Below are 20,174 nucleotides of genomic sequence, written 5' to 3' on the forward strand. Positions count from 1 at the left end.
GCTCACAGCCAGTTTTGAAATGAATAAAATTCTGCCAATTGTGTTTTTTCCTTACCATTGGCTCGTTCAGTGCTAGGTTGAGATCATGTCTAATCCAACACCCTCCTTCACCTCACATAAAGCACTACTCAAATGGGTCGAAAAGATGGTCACACTCTGCGAACCGGAATCGGTTCATTGGTGTGATGGCTCGCAAGAAGAAGCCGATACGCTCTTCTCAATGATGGTCGAAAAGAACCTATGCATCAAACTCAACGAAGAGAAGCGCCCCAATAGTTATTTATTTCGCTCGGACCCACGCGATGTCGCGCGCGTCGAGTCGAAGACATTTATTTGCTCCCAAAATAAAGACGGCGCCGGCCCAACCAACAACTGGGAAGAGCCGCGCGAGATGCGCCGCAAGTTAAAAGGCCTCTTCAACGGATGCATGCACGGGCGCACGATGTATGTGATCCCTTTTAGCATGGGCCCTGTCGGCGGGCCGATCTCCAAGATCGGCGTGGAAATCACCGACTCCCCTTACGTGGTGGTCAATATGCGCATCATGACTCGCATCGGCACACCAGTGCTCGACGTATTAGGCGCGGATGGATTTTTTGTCCCTTGCCTACACTCGGTCGGATGCCCACTGGAAGAAGGCGATGTCGATGTCGCTTGGCCTTGCAATCCTGAAGACACCCATATCGTGCACTTCCCCGAGGAGCGCACCATCGTCTCCTATGGTTCAGGCTACGGCGGCAACGCCTTGCTGGGCAAAAAGTGCCTCGCGCTTCGCATTGCCTCCACACTAGCGCGCGACGAAGGCTGGATGGCCGAACACATGCTGATTCTAGGCGTTGAAGAGCCAGACGGCACTAAGACCTATGTGACGGCCGCATTCCCCAGCGCTTGCGGCAAAACGAATTTCGCCATGGTCATCCCTCCCAAAGAAATGGAAGGCTATAAGGTCACCTGCGTGGGCGACGACATCGCTTGGATTAAGCCAGGACCTGATGGTCGTCTTTATGCAATCAATCCCGAAGCCGGCTTCTTCGGCGTAGCACCGGGCACTTCGTTCGACACCAACCCGAGCGCAATGACCTCTTGCGCCAAGGATACAATTTTTACCAATGTGGCCCTCACCGACGACGGCGACGTTTGGTGGGAAGGCATGAGCAAAGAGCCGCCTGCGCACCTGATCGACTGGAAGGGCCAGGATTGGACCCCAGAAAGTGATACGCCAGCCGCTCATCCAAACAGCCGCTTCACCGCGCCAGCCGCCAACTGCCCTGTCATCGACCCTGACTGGGAAAAGCCCGAAGGCGTCCGCGTGCATGCCATGGTCTTTGGTGGTCGCCGCATGAGCGATGTACCACTTGTATCACAAGCCTTCAACTGGGGCCACGGCGTTTATCTGGGCGCCACCACAGGGTCGGAGATGACCGCCGCCGCAGAAGGCACCTTGGGCAAAGTCCGCCGCGATCCCATGGCCATGCTGCCCTTCTGCGGTTACCACATGGGCGACTATTTCCGCCACTGGATCAAAATGCAGCGCAATCTAGCCGAGACCCCACGCATCTTTAATGTCAACTGGTTCCGCAAAGACGAAGACGGCAAGTTCCTCTGGCCGGGCTTCAGCGATAACATGCGCCCACTACGCTGGATCGTAGAGCGTGCTACCGGACGCGCGGGTGCCAAGGAAACCCCCATCGGCTGGATGCCTCGCTATGATGACATCGATTGGCGCGGACTCGAAATGAGCGAAGAAGACTTTGATAAACTAATGGAGATTGATCGCGAGCGCTTGCGCATGCAGACGCTCACACACGAAGAGCTCTTCCTAAAGTTGCACGAGCACCTACCCAAAGAGATGATTTTCCAGCGCGAAATGCTAGTCTCGCGCTTATAGAGAGAATCGCTCTGACACACGATAGGCTTTAAGTGCCAATCAGCTAGAGCCTCAGCAACATTTTAGCTTGCTGAGGGCGATGCGGGTGCAAAATTGCCATAAATTAAAGTTGGAAAAGCTGCGCACGATGGTTGAGCATGCACTCAATTATGCCACGCATCTATCTATCTCCTCCCGACATTAGCCCGCGCGACCACGCGAGTGTGGATGCCGTGTTGACATCGAACTGGGTCGCCCCTGTCGGGCCGGCACTGGATGCATTTGAGGCGGCAGTCGCAGAGCGCGCCCAGCGCTCGCACGCCGTCGCGCTGAGCTCCGGCACCGCAGCGCTACACCTCGCACTTCAAATTCTAGGCGTCGGCCCGGGCGATGCCGTGCTGTGTCCCAGTCTGACTTTTGCCGCCAGTGCCAACCCGATCTGCTATCAGGGCGCCGAGCCCATCTTTATCGATAGCGAGCCGCGTACTTGGAACATGGACCCCGACCTGCTGCAGCAAGCGCTCCGCACGCATCCCAACATCAAAGCAGTGATCGTGGTTCATCTCTATGGTCAATGCGCTGAAATGGATCGAATTCTCGAAATCTGTGAGGCACATAAGTTGCCACTCATCGAAGATGCCGCTGAAGCACTCGGCGCGAGCTACCACGGCCGTGCCGCGGGCTCGATGGGCGCTTTTTCCTTCTTTTCCTTTAACGGCAACAAGATAATTACCACCTCCGGCGGAGGCATGCTACTCGCCGACGATGCAAAGCTGATTGAGCGCGCACGCTACTTAGCCACCCAAGCTCGCGAACCCGTCGCCCACTACGAACATCAAGCCATCGGCTACAACTACCGCATGAGCAATGTGCTCGCGGGCCTAGGCAATAGTCAATTGGCCGACCTAGATCGTCGCATTCAAACACGGCGCGCACACTTCGACGCCTATCACGCCGCCCTCGCCCACTTGCCTGGCATCGAATTCATGCCGATCGCTGAGCCAGATGCTGCCAACTATTGGCTAACTTGTCTTACCATCGATCCAGCTGTCAGCGGCAGCTCACGCGACCAGGCCCTGGCCGCATTAGCCGCCGCTGACATTGAAGCGCGCCCACTATGGAAGCCACTTCACCTGCAGCCAGTCTTCAAAAACAGCGCGTACCTAGGCGGAACTTTCGCCGCCCAGTTATTTGAGCGAGGCCTATGCCTCCCCAGCGGCTCCAACATGACCATAGCTGAGCGCCAACAAGTCATCGATACGCTTCTAGCTGCACTCACGGGAGCGCCCGCAAACTCATGAAAACGAATGCTATAGTTCGCTATTTTAATTTAAGGACCCTCGCGCTGGCCTTATTCTACGCACTCACCTCTATAGCGAGTTACTGGGCTGCCTACGAGCTGCGCTTCGACTTCAACGTGCCAGAGAACCACAGCCTGGATCGTGTTCATACCATCCATTGGGTGGTCGGCCTGCAGTTGATGCTCCTGATGGCTGCCGGACAATTTGATTCAATTCTCTCTTACTTTCGCTTGCCCGATGCGCTGCGCCTCTTTGGTGGCCTCTTTGCCAACGCACTCATTCTGCTTTCGATGTGGTATGTGTATAAAGGTCACAACGTCCCCCCACGCGCAGTCATCCTGACCTACTTCTTAATCAGCTTCCTCGCGATTGCATCCTTTCGCGTGATTATGCGCATACAATCCAGCCGCGGCCTAGAGGACTGGTTTGCGATGGAGAGCGCCGAAAATGTTCTGATCATCGGTGCGGGCGAGATTGGCGCTGGCCTCTGTTCGGACTTAATGAATAAGTCGCGCCTCGGCATGCGTCCTGTCGCCTTCCTGGATGACGACACCAATAAAGTCGGTCGCTATGTGCACGGTGTGTTAGTCGCCAATATAGTGGACGAAGTCGCTGCAGTTGCGAAGCGCTACAATGCCAGCAAAGTGGTGATCGCCTTTCCTTCGGCCTCAGTCAAACGCATGCGTCAAGTCGCCGAGCTTGCGCGCGATGCTGGGCTCGCCGTAGATACCGTGCCCGCGCTGACTGACCTCGTGAGCGGCCGCGCAGAACTCTCGCAACTACGCCCCATTGAGCTCGAAGATTTACTGGGCCGTGACACCGTAGACCTCAACTCCGACGACATCCGCAGCATGCTGGCAGGCAAACGCGTGCTCGTCACCGGCGCTGGCGGCAGTATCGGGAGCGAACTGGTGGCACAAATCCTCAGTTACGCGCCCTCCGAATTGCTCTGTGTCGATCAAGCTGAAATCGCGATTTTTAACCTGCGGCAAAATGTACTCAAAGCAACCGCCAGCGCACACACTCGAATCACCACCCGCGTGCTGGACATTCTCAACCAGCCACAACTCGACAAGCTCTTCGAAGAGCACCGCCCCGAAGTCATCTTTCACGCCGCCGCACACAAGCATGTCAATTTGATGGAAGACCAGCCCACCGAGGCGCTGCAAAATAATTTCCTAGCCAGCAAGCAACTGGCCCGCATCGCTAGCGCACACGCCGCCGAGCGACTGATTTTAATTTCCAGCGACAAGGCGATCAATCCCACCAGTGTCATGGGTGCCAGCAAGCGCCTGGCCGAGCTGGCACTGGGAGCCCAACAAAATGCCCCAGGAAACAACACGAAGTTCATGGCCGTTCGCTTCGGCAATGTACTCGGTTCCTCCGGCAGTGTCATTCCAATCTTCCGCAAGCAAATTGCCACCGGTGGCCCCATCACCGTGACAGATCCCGAAGTCACACGCTTCTTCATGACGGTCGAGGAAGCCGTCGGCCTAGTTCTACAATCCGCCACCCAAGGCTCCGGCGGAGAGATTTTCGTGCTCGACATGGGGGAGTCCGTCAAGATCGTCGACGTGGCACGCCAGATGATTGCTCTGAGTGGCCTGCGCGAGAATACCGACATCGACATCGAATTCATAGGCCTACAACCAGGCGAAAAGCTCTACGAAGAAGTCCAGCACCTAAGTGAAGAGTTGCAAGCCACCCGCCATGCACGAGTCATGCGCTTCGTCGCGCCTAAGGATGCGAATTTCGATATCGAGAAACTGAATGCCGACCTGCAAGCAGCGATCGCCGGCGGCCATGTGCGCGAAATCAAGCAGGCCATACAAAAGCACGTGCCCGAATACACGCCTTCGCTCTAAAGAGTCTCCGCGATGTAGCGACTACGCCCAGCGCGGCAAGCAGGATACTGCTTGTAGATACGCTCTAACTGTTGGTCCAAACAAGCCGGGTCAAATGCCTGCTCGCTAAAGGCCACGATCCGATTTTCGTATCCATCAATTCGATACTGAATCGTCTCCGAAAAGCGCGCGCGCAAAGCAGGCGACTTAAAGATCGGCAAGTGCCGTACCTTATCAGGCTCGATCATGTTAAAGATCAACATGCCCCCCGGACGCAATAGGCCTGCCAGCGCCTCACACCACTCCACGTCCATCGGCACACAGCGCACCGGCACGCCCTCTTGCTCTGCATATAGATCGTCAATAATTACATCGTAGCAGGCCTCGCCTTCCGCCTCATGCACCCACTCAACCGCGTCACCGGCAATTAACTCACAGCCCTCAGTGCAGTCAAAAAAGCCATCCGCGATCGAGAGGTGAATCGGGTCCAACTCCACCCCCACGATCCGTTCAGGCGCGACCAATTCACGAATCTGCCGCCCAACCGCGCCTGCGCCAAAGCCCAGCACCAGCACATCCTGCAAACTACCCGCCGTGCGATACAAGGTCGGCAAGGTAATTAAGTCCCAAATAGAGCCCGCTAGCGGCCGCTTGGGGTTCCACTGCGAGTGATTCACTCCATTCCGATACAAGCGCACTGAAGCCCCCGCAGAGCGAACCTCGTAGTGGTTGTCATCGATCACCTGTTGCCAAAGAATAGCCATATCAATCCAGCTAGCGCTTCAGTTTACGTTCCACCATGCCGTAGGCCTCTTCCGGCACCCAGTCACGCCAAGTCGCATCGTTCGACTCAATCTTCTTCAAAATCGTACGACCCGTATTGGCCAGCAGGCCTGGGTCCCCCACACCAATCGGCACGATGCGCTCATTCTGCATCAGGTGACGATAAAAATACTGCCAATTCTTAGGCGCTTTAAAGTTCTCAGCAGTCACCAACTCCATGCTGCGCGAATTATGCCATGGATACACAAATAACTGCACCCGGTTCTTAAAAAGGCGCCCAAACGACTCCAATACACCGCCGGCAAGGTTGGCAGCCCACTTTTCCTTAAACAACTCATTTAACAAACCGATGCTCAAGATGATCGCGATCGGCTCCGCCGTATAACGGCTCAGATAGGTCGCGATACGGTGAAATTCCGCACTGCGACTAATCAACACCGTCTTTCCCAATGCCTGCAAAGCATCCGCACGGTCCAAAAAGTCCTCATGATCCACCGCACCGCCATCGCGCAGCAAATTATTCATACTGATCTCGCAAATTTCCAAAGCCCGCGACTTCTCCTCTTCGTTCATCACCTTCGAAAAAGTCAGGCGCGACTGCTGGATCATATCCAAGTGCAATTTAAGCACCGGACTAAAACTACCACGCAACAACAAGATCGGCCGTTTATACAGCGTATCCGCCGCCGGCACAATCTCCCCCTTCTCATTAAACATCGCCGCATCGGTTAGACCACTTTGCACCAACTGCAAGGCACACAAGCGATTGTCCACATAGCGGAAGCCCTCGCCCGAGAAGCGTAACATGTCCACCTCCACACTATCTTTAGCCACACCATCTGCCAAAGACTCCACAAATTCACTCAAACTATCGCGGTGGTAAAAGGCCGCATGTATCAAATTCACCCCTACTTTGCCCAGCGCATCCATTTGGTCTGGATTCGTTTCGTCCAATAAGCGCACATGAATCACAATTTCACAAGGCTCAGTCCCCGGCTTCAACTGAAAGCGAACGCCCAGCCAACCATGACATTCCCCTTTATCCTTATAACCGCGCGCCCGCACCGTGTTACAAAAAGAGAAAAAAGTAGTGTCCTTACCACGATCCGCGCCCAGACGCTTCTCCAACAAATCATACTCATAAGTCAGCATCGAATGCAGACGCGACTGCGAGACATAACGCGAGGCCTTACCATAGAGCGCATCACTCATCGTCATATCATAGGCAGAGATCGTCTTAGCCACAGTGCCCGCGCTACCAGAAACGCGAAAAAACCAATTCGCCGTTTCCTGCCCCGCGCCAATTTCTGCAAAGACCCCATATTGTAAGGGATCCAGATTGATCGCCAATGCTTTCTCGTAAGTGCTCAACTGCTTTCTTTCCGCCATATAGAAGCATTCAGTAAAAGCCCGCATAAGTGATGGCAAACCGTATCTGAACACATTCCAAAAAAAACTTTCAAAAAAGGAAAGAAAAGCCTTTACACAGTCCGAGCTTCGACATTTAGTCCCGCCTTTCCTTCGTGATTCAACTGCTCCGAAACACGAAATTAACAATTTATTGCAGGGTGGAGCAGCCCGGTAGCTCGTCAGGCTCATAACCTGAAGGTCCTAGGTTCAAATCCTAGCCCTGCACCCATTTAAGGCCTCTAAGTCACTGACTTAGAGGCCTTTTTTCGAGCCAACATAGCAGATTAACGATAATCCATTGATGTAAACTTCACAGGAGATGGGACACTTGTCCCGATTCACGTTCGTTCAGCTTAGGCTCGGCTATGGACACAAGTGTCCATACTCCTTCTTTTCTCAATCAGTCATCACCCAGCCATCTTCAGCATGTCGAAGATCAGCTTCGCGAAGGTTTTGGCTTTCTTGGGGTCGCTTAGGAGTTGGAACATTTGGTTTTGATGGGCGTCGCTGCTGTCTAGAATGGCGTCGTCGATGGCTTTCGGGAAGTCGCCTAGCATGGCTTGCTCATCACTGTTGTTGGCGATTTGTCTCATGACGCCCTGATTCTCACGCACTTTGTCGCGAACGGTATAGGCGTAGTTGATCAAATCTTTCTCGGTCAGTTGGTCGGTCACGAAAAGTTCGTTGAGACGCTCGATGATACGTGAGAGTGCCTCTTCTTTTTTGTCCTTGGGCTTGGCGGTGCCTGCGGCTTCGCCGCCCTTGAGGCCGTAGGCTCCCTGCTCGCCTTCCATCACTAGATCTTGCTGGCGTTGCTTGGAGAGGCGGTAATGGCTCATCTCGACATTGCTGAGGTCGATGGGGTCATCGTCCTCAAAGCTCTCGCGTAGCATGGGCCGCAAATTGCGGGCGTAGAGGCTGAGCTTTTCGAGATCCTTGTCGTCGTAGTCCACGATCTGCGACATGAACTCATAAAAGCGCACAAAGGTGCCGAGATCTTTCTTAAAGATGTCGAGACTGTCCTTGGCTTGCTTGGCCTCCTTGAAGTTTTTCTCGGCGTTGGCAATCAACACGGCATCGCCGGTCTTCTTGGTGCGCTCAAAGACATCGCGCCCCAGCTTGTAGGCTTTCAAGGCTTCGCTGTAACGCACCTGCCAGCGTTCGACAGCGGGCTTGCAGATGTTGGCCAGCGCCGCCGGGCTCTTGCTCTTTTGAAAGAACGCATCCGCAAACTGCTCGACTTCCTTCCAAGTAAAAATACCCACCGTCCGCAGTTTCTCGAAGAGATCAAAGATCAGGTCGGGATCGGACACGTCTTCGAGTGACGCTGTTTTGTAATACGGCAAAAAGGCTGCGAGAATCTCTTCGGGCTCGTTGAAGAAGTCCAAGACAAAGGTGCCGGTTTCGGCTTTACCAGGAAAGGTGCGATTGAGGCGCGACAGGGTTTGCACACACTCAACGCCGCCGAGCTTTTTATCGACATACATGGCGCAGAGCTTGGGCTGATCGAAGCCGGTCTGAAACTTGTTGGCCACGATCATCACTTGGTAATCTTCCGAGTCGAAGGCCTTGCGCATATCCCGGCCTTTCAAGTTCGGGTTCATACTAGTCTCTGTAAATTTCTGCCCGAGCAGGCCTTCGGCATTCGGATCTTTGGCGTTGAACTCCACTTCTCCGGAAAAAGCGACCATACCGTAGAGCTTTTGATAGCCTTGCTCGACAATGTATTTGTCGATTCCGAGCTTATAGCGCACCGCTTCTTTGCGGGAACTGGTGACGACCATTGCCTTAGCGTGTCCACCGAGTAGCCCCATCACGTTATCACGAAAGTGTTCGACGATGACCTGCACCTTTTGCGCGATGTTGTAATCATGCAGGCGCACCCACTGGTTAAGCTTCACCTTGGCCTTCTTGCTCTCCACCTCAGTGTCGGCGGCCTGCACCTTGAGCGCTAAATTGTAGGCTACCTTGTAGTTGGTGTAGTTCTTCAGCACATCGAGGATAAAGCCCTCCTCAATCGCCTGACGCATACTGTAAACGTGAAAGGCTTCAGGCAGATTCTTCTTTGATGGCGCTTCGTTCGGATTCGGCAAGCGGCCAAACAGTTCCAGCGTCTTCGGCTTAGGCGTCGCGGTAAATGCGAAGTAGCTCAAATTCTTTGACTCACGACGTGAGGCCACCATGGCATCCAGAATTTCGTCAGGTGTCAGCTCTTCATCTTCATCGCGTGCTTCCACCATCAACACTTCCTTGAGTTGGCGAGCGGTGGCACCCGTTTGCGAAGAGTGGGCTTCGTCAGCGATGACGGCGTAATTGCGCTCCTTCAGGCTGACACTGTTCTCGATCGCTTTCAGCACAAAGGGAAAGGTCTGAATGGTGACGATGATGATCGGCGTGGATTCTTCCAGTGCCTTGGCCAGCTTCTCCGACTTCGAGCCTTCGCCCTCATCGCGTTTGATTTTGGCCACAATGCCATCGGTGTGCTCAAACTGGTAGATCGTATCTTGTAGCTGATCGTCCAAGACCGTGCGATCCGTCACCACGATCACGGAGTGAAACTGCTTTTCGCCCGCATCGTCATAGAGCGATGAAAGCTGGTGCGCAGTCCATGCGATGGAGTTCGATTTGCCCGAACCCGCGCTATGTTGCACCAGATACTTTGAGCCGGGGCCTTCTTCGCGTGCGGCATCTAGGAGTCGATTGACCACGTCCCACTGATGGTAACGCGGGAAGATCATCGTCTCCTTCTTGTATTTGCGCCCCTCCCAGTTCTCCTTTTCTTCGATTTGCAGGTGCACGAAGTTGCCTAGGATCTTGAGTAGGTTCTTGGGCAACAAGACCTCATTCCACAAATAGTCAGTCGCGTATTGATTTGCGTCCTTGGGCACATCATTGCCCGCGCCGCCCTCTTTCGTGCCTTTATTGAATGGCAGGAAGTAGGTATTGAGCCCTTCGAGTCGAGTGCTCATGTAGACTTCATATTGACTGACCGCAAAGTGAACCAATGCCCCGCGCTTAAAAGTGAGTAGAGGCTCTGGCTTCTTGCTGACGGGATCGACTGGCGGACGCGTCAGCTTATACTGTTTGACCGCACTTTGAGCCGTTTGCTTGAACTCCGACTTTAGCTCAAGAGTCGCCACGGGCAAGCCGTTGACAAACAGCACCAAGTCGATGCGCCAATTCTTCGCCTTCGCCCCCGTCGCAGAGAGTTCGGCCGCGGTCGCCCACGGGCTATACACCAACTCCGGCACCACCCGCAGACGGTTGTTTTGATACATGCGCAGCGTGTCAGGATTCAGATCATGCTCCGGCTCAAATTGGCACAGACTAAAGCGCGTGCCACGGTGTTTGATCGGATGACGCAACACCCCCAGCGTGCCAAAGGTGCGTAAGGTGCCATCGGCAGCGTTCGGATCAGCCTTGTTGAGCTGTGTCGCCAGTCGTTCTAAAAACTTCGCATCGGTGTTGCTCGGATAAAGCTGAGTAAACCTCTCCCACTGCTTCGGCTGCGTGTCTTTAATAAAGCCCAGCACGTCCTCCTCATACAGTGCCAATTCACGGTTGTAACCCTCAGGCGATCCGAGCAACCAGCCATTTGCCAGTAACTGGTCGATCATATCATTTTGAAAAGTGAGTTCGTTGGCTTTGTCGGACATGCGGGGAAGTTAGAAATGAGAAGGAGGAAGTTTGAAAATTGGAGTGCCTGCAAAATGATTAAAAATGCGGTCGTCTCCAACAAAATCGTTATTTTTGTATTAAAAATCATTAGAATTCGGCCCTTTCATGGCAAATTGATTAGAATTCGTAGCGCGGTGCTTTAGCCCGCGTGCTGAACCCAAGCAGCCGAGCCCACCGCACGGAACTGCGGCTAAAGCACCCAAAGGGCATGACACACGCAGCTACTCAAAAACAGCTCACAAGCACTCAACCAAATGCGGCACATTCAAATAATACCGAGTGCCTTTCAGCTGGCCCACCTTGACCATCAAGCCACGCGAAGCCAGCTCATTCAAATCACGCAATGCGGTGCGATCCCCGATCCCCGTCATCTTTTGATATTTGGCATTGTTCATACCGCCCTCAAACCCACCTCTCAGCTCATAATCGATCAAGCGGTTCAAAACCTTGAGCTGACGTTCATTCAGCTCCTCAGCGTGATCACTGACCTTTGTTCGATATGCCGTCAGTGCAAGGATGTGCCCTGTTGTGTTGACGGCATTGATGAACAAAGGGCTCATCCGCTGGATGATCGCGGTTAGATCCAAACACGCTTCAAATTGACGGTAGTAAGTTTCCAAGTCGGTATTGAATGAACGCGACAAAGCGAGCGGCGTGCTGCGCCCTAGATCACGACAAAGCCCCATCAAAATCAAATTACGGCCAATGCGCCCGTTACCATCGCAGAATGGATGCAAGGTCTCAAAGTGAACGTGCCCCTGAATGGCATTCAATAACGGCGTCTTCGGTGAACACTGGTTATACCACTCAATAAATTCCGTCATCTTTTCATGCACCAGCGCCTGACTCACCCCTTCGTGGATCACCTTATATTCTCGATCCATACGCGTGCCGCTGACGATCTTCATATTGCCGACATACGCACCAATCGATTCCGCAGGAAAACTGGTAGAGCCTTTGAGGATCTCTCGATGCATTTCAAAGAGTAACTCATGGCTGAGCGGCTCATTGGCATGCGCTAAGGCCAGGCGCGTGAGCGCGACCGCCCCCTGCTCCTTTTCACGAGCAGGCGCGATGTTCTGCACGAATGAGCTATGCACCGACTCACGGTCGAGTAAGACCCCTTCGATCTCAGAGTTCGCCACGATCTCTTCGGTTAAGACATCCTCAAAGCCCGCCGCTTGCTGCTTCATGATCACGTCCAGCTCCTGAACCGCCGCCTGAAAGGCCAGCTCCAACGGAGCCACAACCGCTGGATTGTGGTAAAAATGCGGAAAGTCCGCCCGTTGCCAGAGGTAAGTTTTTGCCATGTCGGATATTTAGGCCACTTATCAGCCATGTCGGATAAAATTAAATTTATCCGACATTTGTCGAGAACTGTCAAGAGTCGTCGTGGCGCAGCGTGAAGCGAACGTTCAGCGCATGAGGAGTTCGTTTGCTGCACGCTACGGCCGGTCACAGTGTTGAGATAGAAGGCGTCAATTGTATATCAACCTCCTTTAACCAACGAATAAAACTGCCATCCGCACCTAGTGGAGTTGTTTTTCGCTGAATCGTCATTTCCTCAACATTGCCTATAGAGTTCTCAAATCCAGTTTTTCCGATCTCTCCAAACAGAGCGACACAGGTATCCGCAGAACGATTGCCTAGATAAAGCAAGCCAGCTGCCGCAACAGGATGTGTCATTAACTCACGAGCCCATTGCTGAGAGATTCGATAGCCTTGAGCAGTTCCTTGCGTAAAGCATTCAACACGAGCCCCAATTTTGTCACATCCCGGCCCCGTCAAATCGATGACACGTGCCTTTCCCTTCTTCAATTTGAAGCTATGCAATTCAAGCTGTTCGAGCTCAGATTCGTAAATGCAAAGATTGTCGTTTGCATCATAGTGCAGTTTTGAATCTCTAATCGTTTCAGCAAATGCCGCCTCCTTGGTTCGTGCTAGATAAGTGACTCCGTATTTTGCAGATGGACTGCTAAATCGGGTGCTCTTACCTGATCCATAAAAAACCGGAGCATCGCTATATTCTTTTCGCGCGACCATATACCACACACCATCCAGTGTTGCGAGCGCCGGTTGCTTGGAGTGGATGTTCTTGGGAGGTTTAGGGGGAGACGGCATGTTGATCGTCCGATGATTATCTGTTTGAATACTAAACGCGGAAAGAAGACAATCCCTCTGCTGCCATCACCGCGTCCTCAACTCGACCCGCCAATAGACAATCTTTAATTGAAAGCCCCTCAAGAAAAGGCCTGCGATCATTTAGTCGAGCCGCCACTTCCAGTGAATTTCCCTCCGTAGAAAATAAATGTTTTAAAACAGCTGCCAGTCCCGAGATCACCTGCCCGTAGCGATCAAATTGCCACTTTGGATAAACAAAGCGATTGGCCACTCTCAATCCAAGGATGACTTGCGTAGAACGTTTTTTTTGCACCGCCTGACGAGTGATATGCAACAAGTGCGCGACTTCAATAGCCGAATAGGACGCTTCGATTTCTGCCCTCACAATCTCTTCACGCGACGGGCATTCCGCTACAGCTTTGCTTGCGTCGAGGCTTGAGATCTCAACATTTTTCAGCCGACTAAAGAGACTCTTAGCACCTGATCCTTTGGCACGGACAGTGTATTGCCCCCGTGGCAACTTCAGCGAGCGGACGATATTTTGTAGATTCCGAGAGACCGACTCCAAATCCGCTAGATTCACTCGATTCATTTTACTCTGAATCGAAGCCATATCAAGTTCCGCCTGAGGAATGCCACCGCGTTTGCGAGTCACATACACTCGAATACTACCGTTGTTGTATTCTGCACTCTCTTCCCCGACCAGTGGACTCACCGTAATTCCCTGTGAGAGGGGAAAAGAGCCTTGAGCGTAATTGCTCGAAATTCGTTTTTTGCTTTTCGATAAGGTTGCCATAGTTGACAAGGTTGTCAAAGTTGCACCATTTGTCAAGGGCAGTAAAAATGCATTCGATGAATGCCTTCCCAGGAAATTTAACCTTTCAAGCTTCAAAAGCAGTCCATTGCCCCAGGTTCCTGTCCATGAGCGCAGTGGATCGCAGTAGCAGCGGTATCCTGCTGCTGCTACGTGTAGCTGCTGGGTGTTTTAGCCGCAGTTTTGCTGAGGCTCCGTGCTGAGGCTCGGCACGCGGGCTAAAGCACCGCGCTACGTCTGACAGTAGCTGCGTGTGTCATGCCCTTTGGGTGCTTTAGCCGCAGTTTTGCTGAAGATCGGCACCCGGTGCTTCAGCACCAAGCAACGGAATATTACTTTGGCCAGCAACACACTCTTCTGCTCAGCGATTGATCGACAACCGCGGTTTGCGCCGCGGTTGTATCAAATTTCATCATCGGTCATCATGATATTGTAATAATTTGCCAATACCTAGCAGACTGAAAGCTACGAAGCTTCATAAGCGCGCTCCAACAGCGGCAAAGCTCGTTTCAAGTCCTCCTGACTTCGTAGCACGACTTCCAGATCGCCCGTGCCCCAGCGGCCGATGTTCCGCACGTAGCGGGTGAAGCCTTCCTCTAATGTGACCGTGTCTCTAATGTGACCGTGTCGGGGTTGACCTTGACGTATAGAAACAGCTTTCCGGCGTTTGCTGCTTATTTCATCCTCCCATCACTTCCAGCAAAATTTAGTACGGAATTTCGCCGCTGGCTCGGGGTATGTTAAATACCCTTCACGCAGCAAGCGGCCGCTGACGATGCCGGGGTGAATGCCTACGCTCTCAGCGAAGCGACAGACTACCTCAGGAGTGAAGCACGGCGTTTTAGCGACGAAGCGTTCAAACTCCGCCGACGGAATCAGTAACTCAGCCGCGAAGCGATTCGCCTCCTGCTCGCGTGCGGCATCCGCATGATCTGCCTGCTCGCCTTCGAGGAAGATGCTCTTCTTGCGCTGCTGTAATACGTGCTTGGCCTCATGAAAGAAGGTAAACCAAAAGTGATCGTTCGTTTTAAAGAGCAGTGACTGCTGGATCATCGGGCGCTTTTGGAACCAGCGCATGACACCTGAGACTCCTAAGCCCGGCAATTCGGGGACGAGTTGATAAATGACGCCTGCATTCGCACATAACTCCTGCATCTTGGGGTAGAAATCTGTCACCGATTCGGTGGTGAACGTGCGCATCTCGACCAGCGCCGCTTGAAAGCGCTTGGCATCGAACTCGGCGGTCTCCGCTTGATTGGCCAGCAACTCCCCCTGACGCAACCAACTGGAAATACCAGCCAACTTCTCAGTCACATGTGGCGACTTGCGGTACGACAGCTCCAAGTGCATCTCAGCATAGCAGCTCTGCCACTGCTGCGGCGTCGCCACGCCAAAGTAGCGCAGCAAATGCATGGCTTTTTCTTCGGCCTTAGTGGCTGCTGCGATGAAGTTATTTTTGACCATCGCTGGATACGGGAAGGTGCGCGCCCAGTTGGCATATTCAGCCAATCGCTTGGCCTCTTCTTGACGTGCCAAGTGCTCACGATAATTCGCCTCCAGATTCAACCAAAAGTGCGCAGGCACCCGCAGCACCTTCTCTAGAGCGAGTGCCGTCTTATGAGTGATCGGCTCAGTGCCCTTGATAATCAGATTGATCGTCTTTTTATCCAGGCCAGTTCGAGTCGCGAGATCCACCTGCGACATACCCAAGGCTTCGATGCTATCCAACAGCGTCTCACCCGGAGCGGTCGCGAAGTCTTCGATCTGTGTGTTAGTTGCCATGATAATCGGTGGTTTCGATGATTTCTACAATAGTGATGGCACTCCAGTTCCAGCCGCCATCGGCCTTGCGTGGTTCGGGATCATTCTTAGGAATGAAGATCAACCGATGATTGCCACTCAGATTGGCAGCAAACTGCCCTTTTCGATTGCCTGTGAGTTCATGAATGCCGGATTGAGGAAGATAACGAAGGTCTTCGAGGCAAGTAGCCGCTAAGAGTTCGGAGATACGCTTTTCAAAATTCTTTGCTCGAACACTGCCCAGCTCCTTCTGACGCGTCGCAGCTTTGCTCGCGATCTTCTGAAGCTTCTTCGTTCGATATGTGATTTTCATTTAAACTTATTTTCGTTTACCAAAAATGTAAACATTTTTCTCAATATTTATCTTGTAAGACCATTTACGTAAGATTGTGTTTGCCGTGGCGTGCTCGCTCGCGAGCGCCCAAAACTTTTGTAGAGCCGAGCAAACACTGAAAGCTACGAAGCTTCATAGGCACGTTCCAATAGCGGCAACGCACGCTTCAAGTCGTCCTGATTCCGTAGCACGATTTCCAAGTCACCGGTGCCCCAGTGCCCGATGTTCCGAACGTCGCGCGTGAAGTCTTGCTCTAATGTGACAGTGTCGGGATTGACCTTAACGTATAGAAAAAGCTTTCCAGCGCTCGCCCGAACTTCCACAGTAACAAAATTCTTCAAACGTTTGAACGCTGCATAAAGCTTTAGCATCTTGAATTGCACATCGTCACCGAAACCGAGACAGGTTGCCTTCACCGCCTCAAAGAGATCGAGTAGAGCTTCGTCCGCCAGTGCGAGTTGTTCCTCGACAGTTTTATCGACCTGCTTCGGCTTTCCCGTCGTCGCTGAACCTGTCTTTTCGTCCTCCCATCCGGAACTAGCCTGAACCGCATTCACAAGTTCTAAGAGGAGAAACTCGTCGTCAAAACGCAGATAGCGGAGCAACTCGATATTACGATTGATCTGCTTCACCGCGTGGCCGTCGTATTTGGTAAAGTCTCCCGCAAGACAAAGCAGACGCGGGCTCGACCACTCGATGGAATCCGCAGCGGCTTGTCCCAAGGTTTTCAAGACCAACAGCTCAAACTCCCCACAGTGATCGAGCAACCAATCCAAGTAAAACAAGCCTTGGTTGATCACGTTTTCATTACTCGCCCGCTTATACTCAATAATACAAGGACAGCCATTCTCATCGATGCCCAGCGTGTCGATCCGCCCACCGTGCGTCTTACCCGTAGAATACTCACTTGCGAGAAAACGGATACCTAGAAAGGTGTCCAAGTTCTGCTCGATGAGCGATTGCAGTGACTTCTCCAAGGCCACCGATTTGCCTTCCAGGAGGCTCACATCATTCCCATTGGTGCGAAATAGTTTAATGTCACTCATGGTTATTCAATATTGTAAATAGTTCTACAGCCAACGGCTTCAACACATTCTCGGCTTCGGCACTCGACTCATAGCTTGCGCTGGTCGTCCAGCATTGCCAACGCCCATTCGCTTCTGCCCAGTAGTCCATGCCTCGACTGTCTTCAAAGAGCTTACGTGCGACTTCCAGTTGCCTGCCAACAGGCGACTCAATGTAGACCGTCAATCTCAGACGATTGTCATTTTGAGGATCACGCGCCCACGCAATGTTGCTCGCCCCCCACTTAGAATGATGTAAACGAATGCACCAGCTATCGACTTTAGCGTATGCTCCTTTCATCGGGCACGCAGCATCAATGACAGCAGGCAAGTGATCAAGCAAATGCACCCTATAACGCTCTTGCAACTTGGCGGCTTCGACCAGCGCTTGATGGTTCTTTTCGACAAATTTGATTTCGTCTTTAGTCATGGCTTTGGAATATAGTTCTTGGTCGAGGTGAACGACAAAGTCTTGGGCGAAGTGCCACCATTTAGATGTCTTTGTATTACCATCACATGTATCGAGTCGGACTTTTAGAGCATCAATCAACTGACGGTAGCTCAGCCCCTGCCAACCTTCTTGGCTACTGTCTCCGCCGGGACTTAGGATAACATAATGCTCCTGATCGTCGGGCTTCATACGCTGCTTCGCCAACGCTTCGTAGTCCTCGAACGGGTTGATTTGATCGTGCCAAATCTTATTCTCGATCAGTAGAATCCAGCCCGGCGCTTTCAGTAGAAGGTCGATACGATTGCCGTTTTCCGTGTGCACTTCCCTCTGCACGGTCAGCGCCTTCAACGATTCTGCTGGCACGGTGATGCCAGTGACTTCAAGCAGCGCATCAACAAACAGCGAGCCGAGGCCATGAGCGTTGCTCGGAGCCAGAAAGAACTGCAACAGATCGGATGCTGGATTCTCGTAGTAGCCACGCCCACCAATGCTGAGCAACGTCGCCTCCGGCTTGGATTGCTCAAGCTGCTTTAGCTCCTCAAATAACGTTGTGAGACAGTCTGTATTCATAATCATGTTCAACTATTTGAGCTTTCCTTACCCATGTCATACACAGCAAGCAACTTGACCACATCAGCCAACGCCTTCTCTAGCAAAGGTTCTGTCGATGTTGCTAATGCAATTTGGTTACGTTCCATCGACTCGCCAATTTCACTAAAGACCAAGCCTGATAAGTCCAAAAACCACTGAGCGGACCTCGCTAATGCATCTAACTCAACATCCGAGATGTCGAGACTCACGCCGACCTTCGGATGCGTGATTCGGTTACGAACTTTCACTGCTCGTTGTAATTGATCCCACTCCTTACGAATACTCCCATAATTAGGAGAACACGTCATTTTGAAAACTCGATCCACCATCTGAAAAGTAAACTTAAAGTTAGTCTTAAAATCGAGAAATACAGGCTTTGAGCGTATCTCCCCATTGGAAGCTACCGCGACCTGCTTATCTAATAAAAGCTGCGCCTCACTCAGAGGAACCACATCCTGAAAAAAAGGCACATCTAACTGAATGGCATATAAGTCCAACATGTTTTTAAATGTATGTAAGACGGATTGATTAAATTGATAGGTCGATAGCTTGAGGTAGCTAATCACACCTTCAATCAAGGTTAGGTTCGTGCGACAATACACTCGGCGTAGGCATTGGTTCTCGAAGTCACCTTTTATCAACTCAGCGCAATAGCTTTGGTCAGAAAGCAATGCATCTACGTGCTCCCGACTCGGCAGCTCGAAATTTAGCTTCTCTAACAAAGCTGGATTGATCACACAAATACCTCACTTCCTTTGCCAGCTTCAACTGGCTCCCAGTCGCGCACGTCGATCTTGCCTGTCACGGCGGCAGAGATCAGGGCGGTGCGGCGTTCTTGCAGGAGGCTGATTGCCGCTTCGGCCTTCAAACCCAACTCATCGAGTTTTTCGGTTTCATCATCAAGAAATTCAGCTATTTGGGTCTGTTCCTCAAAGGAAGGAAAAGCCGCTCGATAAGGAGCGATTTGCTGTGTAGAAAGTTGGCCGATTGCGGAACTCTCAACTCTAAAATCTATCACTTCGTTAATGATATATGAAAAGAACTTCCCGTTACTTCCCCCTGTTGGATTTAACACTAGTAGTCGAATTATCGCATCATATGCATGGTCTCTGTAAACAGCAAAGCCCACCTCGCCTCGACCACTTACAGTTATCGTATTCGCAGGATAGTTGCACCGGCTGGTATAACCGTAAATAGACTTAGCGTCGTTTGCATTTGTGTATATTGGATAAGGATGCTTTGCGTCCTGCTCTTCGGAAAAGCACCTAGCGTTAACATCACCGCCAGCTTTGATGTTAAACAGTTTTGACAAGCTGGCGACCTTCCAATGTTCCGGCACCTGCCCGAGCCACTCGACGCCGGAGTCCTTCATTTTGGCATTGGGGTTGAGGCCTTTGGTCACGGCATGGCTAATCACGGCCTGCCGCTTTTCTTTGAGCAGGGCAATCAATGCCTGCTGCTTCGCAATCAACAAGTCGATCTTCGCCGTTTCGTGGTCGAGGAAATGTGCGATTTGCTCAATTTCAGCTTCTCCTGGAAATGGCATTGAGATTCTCCCCAACTCTTCAAAATACAATCGAAGTCGCATTTCCATAATACCACGCGACCATCTCTTAAACTCTTGTTGAGCGATGGCATTACGAAATAGGTAATGGTAGAACTTTGGATTAAATGCCTTCGTTTTACGTAAAATATCGTATGCTGGACTAGTAACTCCGTCGTATGAGGAGTAACCCACTGCCCCCATCCATGCGAGCAGCTTGTTAACAACAATATCGCCCTTTTTCACCAACCAATACCCGTCAGTTGTCGAAGCTTTATTTCCCTTTTGCTCTAACTCTTTACGAGGCTTAACGCCTATTTCCGTATAGACAGAAAGTAATTCATGCTGATTATTTGGCTCCGCTGCCTCAGTAACGAGTCGGAAAAGTCTTTTTGCAGGCAACACGTCCCAATGCGTCGGGACATTCCCCAACCATTTCTGCCCCGAGTCCTTATACTCCGGATACGCTTTATATCGACCACTCATGATAGAAGTTTGGAGGGTGAAACCGTAGCGTGCAGCTTTAGCAAACGTGCATCGTGCTGGCTGCGGTGCGTAGGTTCTGAACGTTTG

Annotated in this window: 15 protein-coding genes and 1 tRNA gene; 4 read left to right on the top strand and 12 right to left on the bottom strand. The window is 52.0% G+C overall.

Annotated elements, in window-relative coordinates:
• Positions 1-85 precede the first annotated feature (85 nt).
• From QEH52_RS07470 to QEH52_RS07480, 3 genes are all read left to right on the top strand, one after another.
• The gene (locus QEH52_RS07470) at positions 86-1,888 is read left to right on the top strand and encodes a phosphoenolpyruvate carboxykinase (GTP) (RefSeq protein ID WP_308949477.1); all 1,803 of its coding nucleotides are present in this window, start codon (positions 86-88) and stop codon (positions 1,886-1,888) included.
• Positions 1,889-2,037: 149 nt separating this feature from the next.
• On the top strand, positions 2,038-3,168 hold the full coding sequence (locus tag QEH52_RS07475; protein ID WP_308949478.1) for a DegT/DnrJ/EryC1/StrS family aminotransferase: 1,131 nt from the start codon (positions 2,038-2,040) through the stop codon (positions 3,166-3,168).
• Entirely contained in the window at positions 3,165-5,033 is a 1,869-nt protein-coding gene (locus tag QEH52_RS07480) for a nucleoside-diphosphate sugar epimerase/dehydratase (protein WP_308949479.1), read from the top strand. The genes QEH52_RS07475 and QEH52_RS07480 overlap by 4 nt, the downstream gene beginning before the upstream one ends.
• Here QEH52_RS07480 and QEH52_RS07485 read toward each other — a convergent pair.
• Together QEH52_RS07485 and QEH52_RS07490 are read right to left on the bottom strand one after the other, a co-directional pair.
• The gene (locus QEH52_RS07485) at positions 5,030-5,776 is read right to left on the bottom strand and encodes a spermidine synthase (protein WP_308949480.1); all 747 of its coding nucleotides are present in this window, start codon (positions 5,774-5,776) and stop codon (positions 5,030-5,032) included. The genes QEH52_RS07480 and QEH52_RS07485 overlap by 4 nt on opposite strands.
• 10 nt (positions 5,777-5,786) lie before the next feature.
• The gene (locus QEH52_RS07490; RefSeq protein ID WP_308949481.1) at positions 5,787-7,184 is read right to left on the bottom strand and encodes a TonB-dependent receptor; all 1,398 of its coding nucleotides are present in this window, start codon (positions 7,182-7,184) and stop codon (positions 5,787-5,789) included.
• Positions 7,185-7,357: 173 nt separating this feature from the next.
• On the opposite strand from QEH52_RS07490, the gene QEH52_RS07495 reads away from it, so the two are divergent.
• A tRNA-Met gene (locus QEH52_RS07495) sits at positions 7,358-7,434 on the top strand.
• Between the two features lie 178 nt (positions 7,435-7,612).
• Here QEH52_RS07495 and QEH52_RS07500 read toward each other — a convergent pair.
• The 10 genes from QEH52_RS07500 to QEH52_RS07545 form a co-directional block, all read right to left on the bottom strand.
• Entirely contained in the window at positions 7,613-10,861 is a 3,249-nt protein-coding gene (locus QEH52_RS07500) for a type I restriction endonuclease subunit R (protein WP_308949482.1), read from the bottom strand.
• 258 nt (positions 10,862-11,119) lie between these two features.
• The gene (locus tag QEH52_RS07505; RefSeq protein ID WP_308949483.1) at positions 11,120-12,193 is read right to left on the bottom strand and encodes a Fic family protein; all 1,074 of its coding nucleotides are present in this window, start codon (positions 12,191-12,193) and stop codon (positions 11,120-11,122) included.
• A gap of 145 nt (positions 12,194-12,338) precedes the next feature.
• Positions 12,339-12,926, bottom strand: coding sequence for an RES family NAD+ phosphorylase (locus QEH52_RS07510; RefSeq protein WP_308949484.1), 588 nt, complete (start codon positions 12,924-12,926; stop codon positions 12,339-12,341).
• 109 nt (positions 12,927-13,035) lie between these two features.
• On the bottom strand, positions 13,036-13,896 hold the full coding sequence (locus QEH52_RS07515) for a hypothetical protein (protein WP_308949486.1): 861 nt from the start codon (positions 13,894-13,896) through the stop codon (positions 13,036-13,038).
• A gap of 612 nt (positions 13,897-14,508) precedes the next feature.
• A complete protein-coding gene (locus QEH52_RS07520; RefSeq protein WP_308949487.1) occupies positions 14,509-15,600 on the bottom strand; it encodes a HigA family addiction module antitoxin in 1,092 nt (363 codons plus the stop codon).
• Positions 15,590-15,931 (bottom strand): type II toxin-antitoxin system RelE/ParE family toxin, encoded by a 342-nt coding sequence (locus QEH52_RS07525; protein WP_308949488.1) that lies wholly within the window; start codon positions 15,929-15,931, stop codon positions 15,590-15,592. Before QEH52_RS07525 ends, QEH52_RS07520 begins: the two co-directional genes overlap by 11 nt.
• 143 nt (positions 15,932-16,074) lie before the next feature.
• Entirely contained in the window at positions 16,075-16,998 is a 924-nt protein-coding gene (locus QEH52_RS07530; protein ID WP_308949489.1) for a DUF5655 domain-containing protein, read from the bottom strand.
• Positions 16,991-18,037, bottom strand: a complete 1,047-nt coding sequence (locus QEH52_RS07535) for a PD-(D/E)XK nuclease family protein (protein WP_308949490.1) — start codon at positions 18,035-18,037, stop codon at positions 16,991-16,993. The genes QEH52_RS07530 and QEH52_RS07535 overlap by 8 nt, the downstream gene beginning before the upstream one ends.
• An 8-nt stretch (positions 18,038-18,045) precedes the next feature.
• Positions 18,046-18,795 carry a hypothetical protein gene (locus QEH52_RS07540; protein ID WP_308949491.1) on the bottom strand — a complete coding sequence of 250 codons (750 nt, stop codon included), beginning with the start codon at positions 18,793-18,795 and terminating at the stop codon, positions 18,046-18,048.
• The gene (locus QEH52_RS07545; protein WP_308949492.1) at positions 18,792-20,087 is read right to left on the bottom strand and encodes a restriction endonuclease subunit S; all 1,296 of its coding nucleotides are present in this window, start codon (positions 20,085-20,087) and stop codon (positions 18,792-18,794) included. Before QEH52_RS07545 ends, QEH52_RS07540 begins: the two co-directional genes overlap by 4 nt.
• Positions 20,088-20,174: the final 87 nt, after the last annotated feature.

Source organism: Thalassobacterium maritimum (genome assembly GCF_031127805.1).
GTDB lineage: Bacteria > Verrucomicrobiota > Verrucomicrobiia > Opitutales > Coraliomargaritaceae > Thalassobacterium > Thalassobacterium maritimum.

What these genes read in the sequence shown, in the direction of transcription:
- QEH52_RS07470 (WP_308949477.1), top strand. Translation starts at nt 86, where the DNA reads ATGTCTAATCCAACACCCTCCTTCACCTCACATAAAGCACTACTCAAA.
- QEH52_RS07475 (WP_308949478.1), top strand. Translation starts at nt 2,038, where the DNA reads ATGCCACGCATCTATCTATCTCCTCCCGACATTAGCCCGCGCGACCAC.
- QEH52_RS07480 (WP_308949479.1), top strand. Translation starts at nt 3,165, where the DNA reads ATGAAAACGAATGCTATAGTTCGCTATTTTAATTTAAGGACCCTCGCG.
- QEH52_RS07485 (WP_308949480.1), bottom strand. Translation starts at nt 5,776, where the DNA reads ATGGCTATTCTTTGGCAACAGGTGATCGATGACAACCACTACGAGGTT.
- QEH52_RS07490 (WP_308949481.1), bottom strand. Translation starts at nt 7,184, where the DNA reads ATGGCGGAAAGAAAGCAGTTGAGCACTTACGAGAAAGCATTGGCGATC.
- QEH52_RS07500 (WP_308949482.1), bottom strand. Translation starts at nt 10,861, where the DNA reads ATGTCCGACAAAGCCAACGAACTCACTTTTCAAAATGATATGATCGAC.
- QEH52_RS07505 (WP_308949483.1), bottom strand. Translation starts at nt 12,193, where the DNA reads ATGGCAAAAACTTACCTCTGGCAACGGGCGGACTTTCCGCATTTTTAC.
- QEH52_RS07510 (WP_308949484.1), bottom strand. Translation starts at nt 12,926, where the DNA reads ATGGTCGCGCGAAAAGAATATAGCGATGCTCCGGTTTTTTATGGATCA.
- QEH52_RS07520 (WP_308949487.1), bottom strand. Translation starts at nt 15,600, where the DNA reads ATGGCAACTAACACACAGATCGAAGACTTCGCGACCGCTCCGGGTGAG.
- QEH52_RS07525 (WP_308949488.1), bottom strand. Translation starts at nt 15,931, where the DNA reads ATGAAAATCACATATCGAACGAAGAAGCTTCAGAAGATCGCGAGCAAA.
- QEH52_RS07530 (WP_308949489.1), bottom strand. Translation starts at nt 16,998, where the DNA reads ATGAGTGACATTAAACTATTTCGCACCAATGGGAATGATGTGAGCCTC.
- QEH52_RS07535 (WP_308949490.1), bottom strand. Translation starts at nt 18,037, where the DNA reads ATGAATACAGACTGTCTCACAACGTTATTTGAGGAGCTAAAGCAGCTT.
- QEH52_RS07545 (WP_308949492.1), bottom strand. Translation starts at nt 20,087, where the DNA reads ATGAGTGGTCGATATAAAGCGTATCCGGAGTATAAGGACTCGGGGCAG.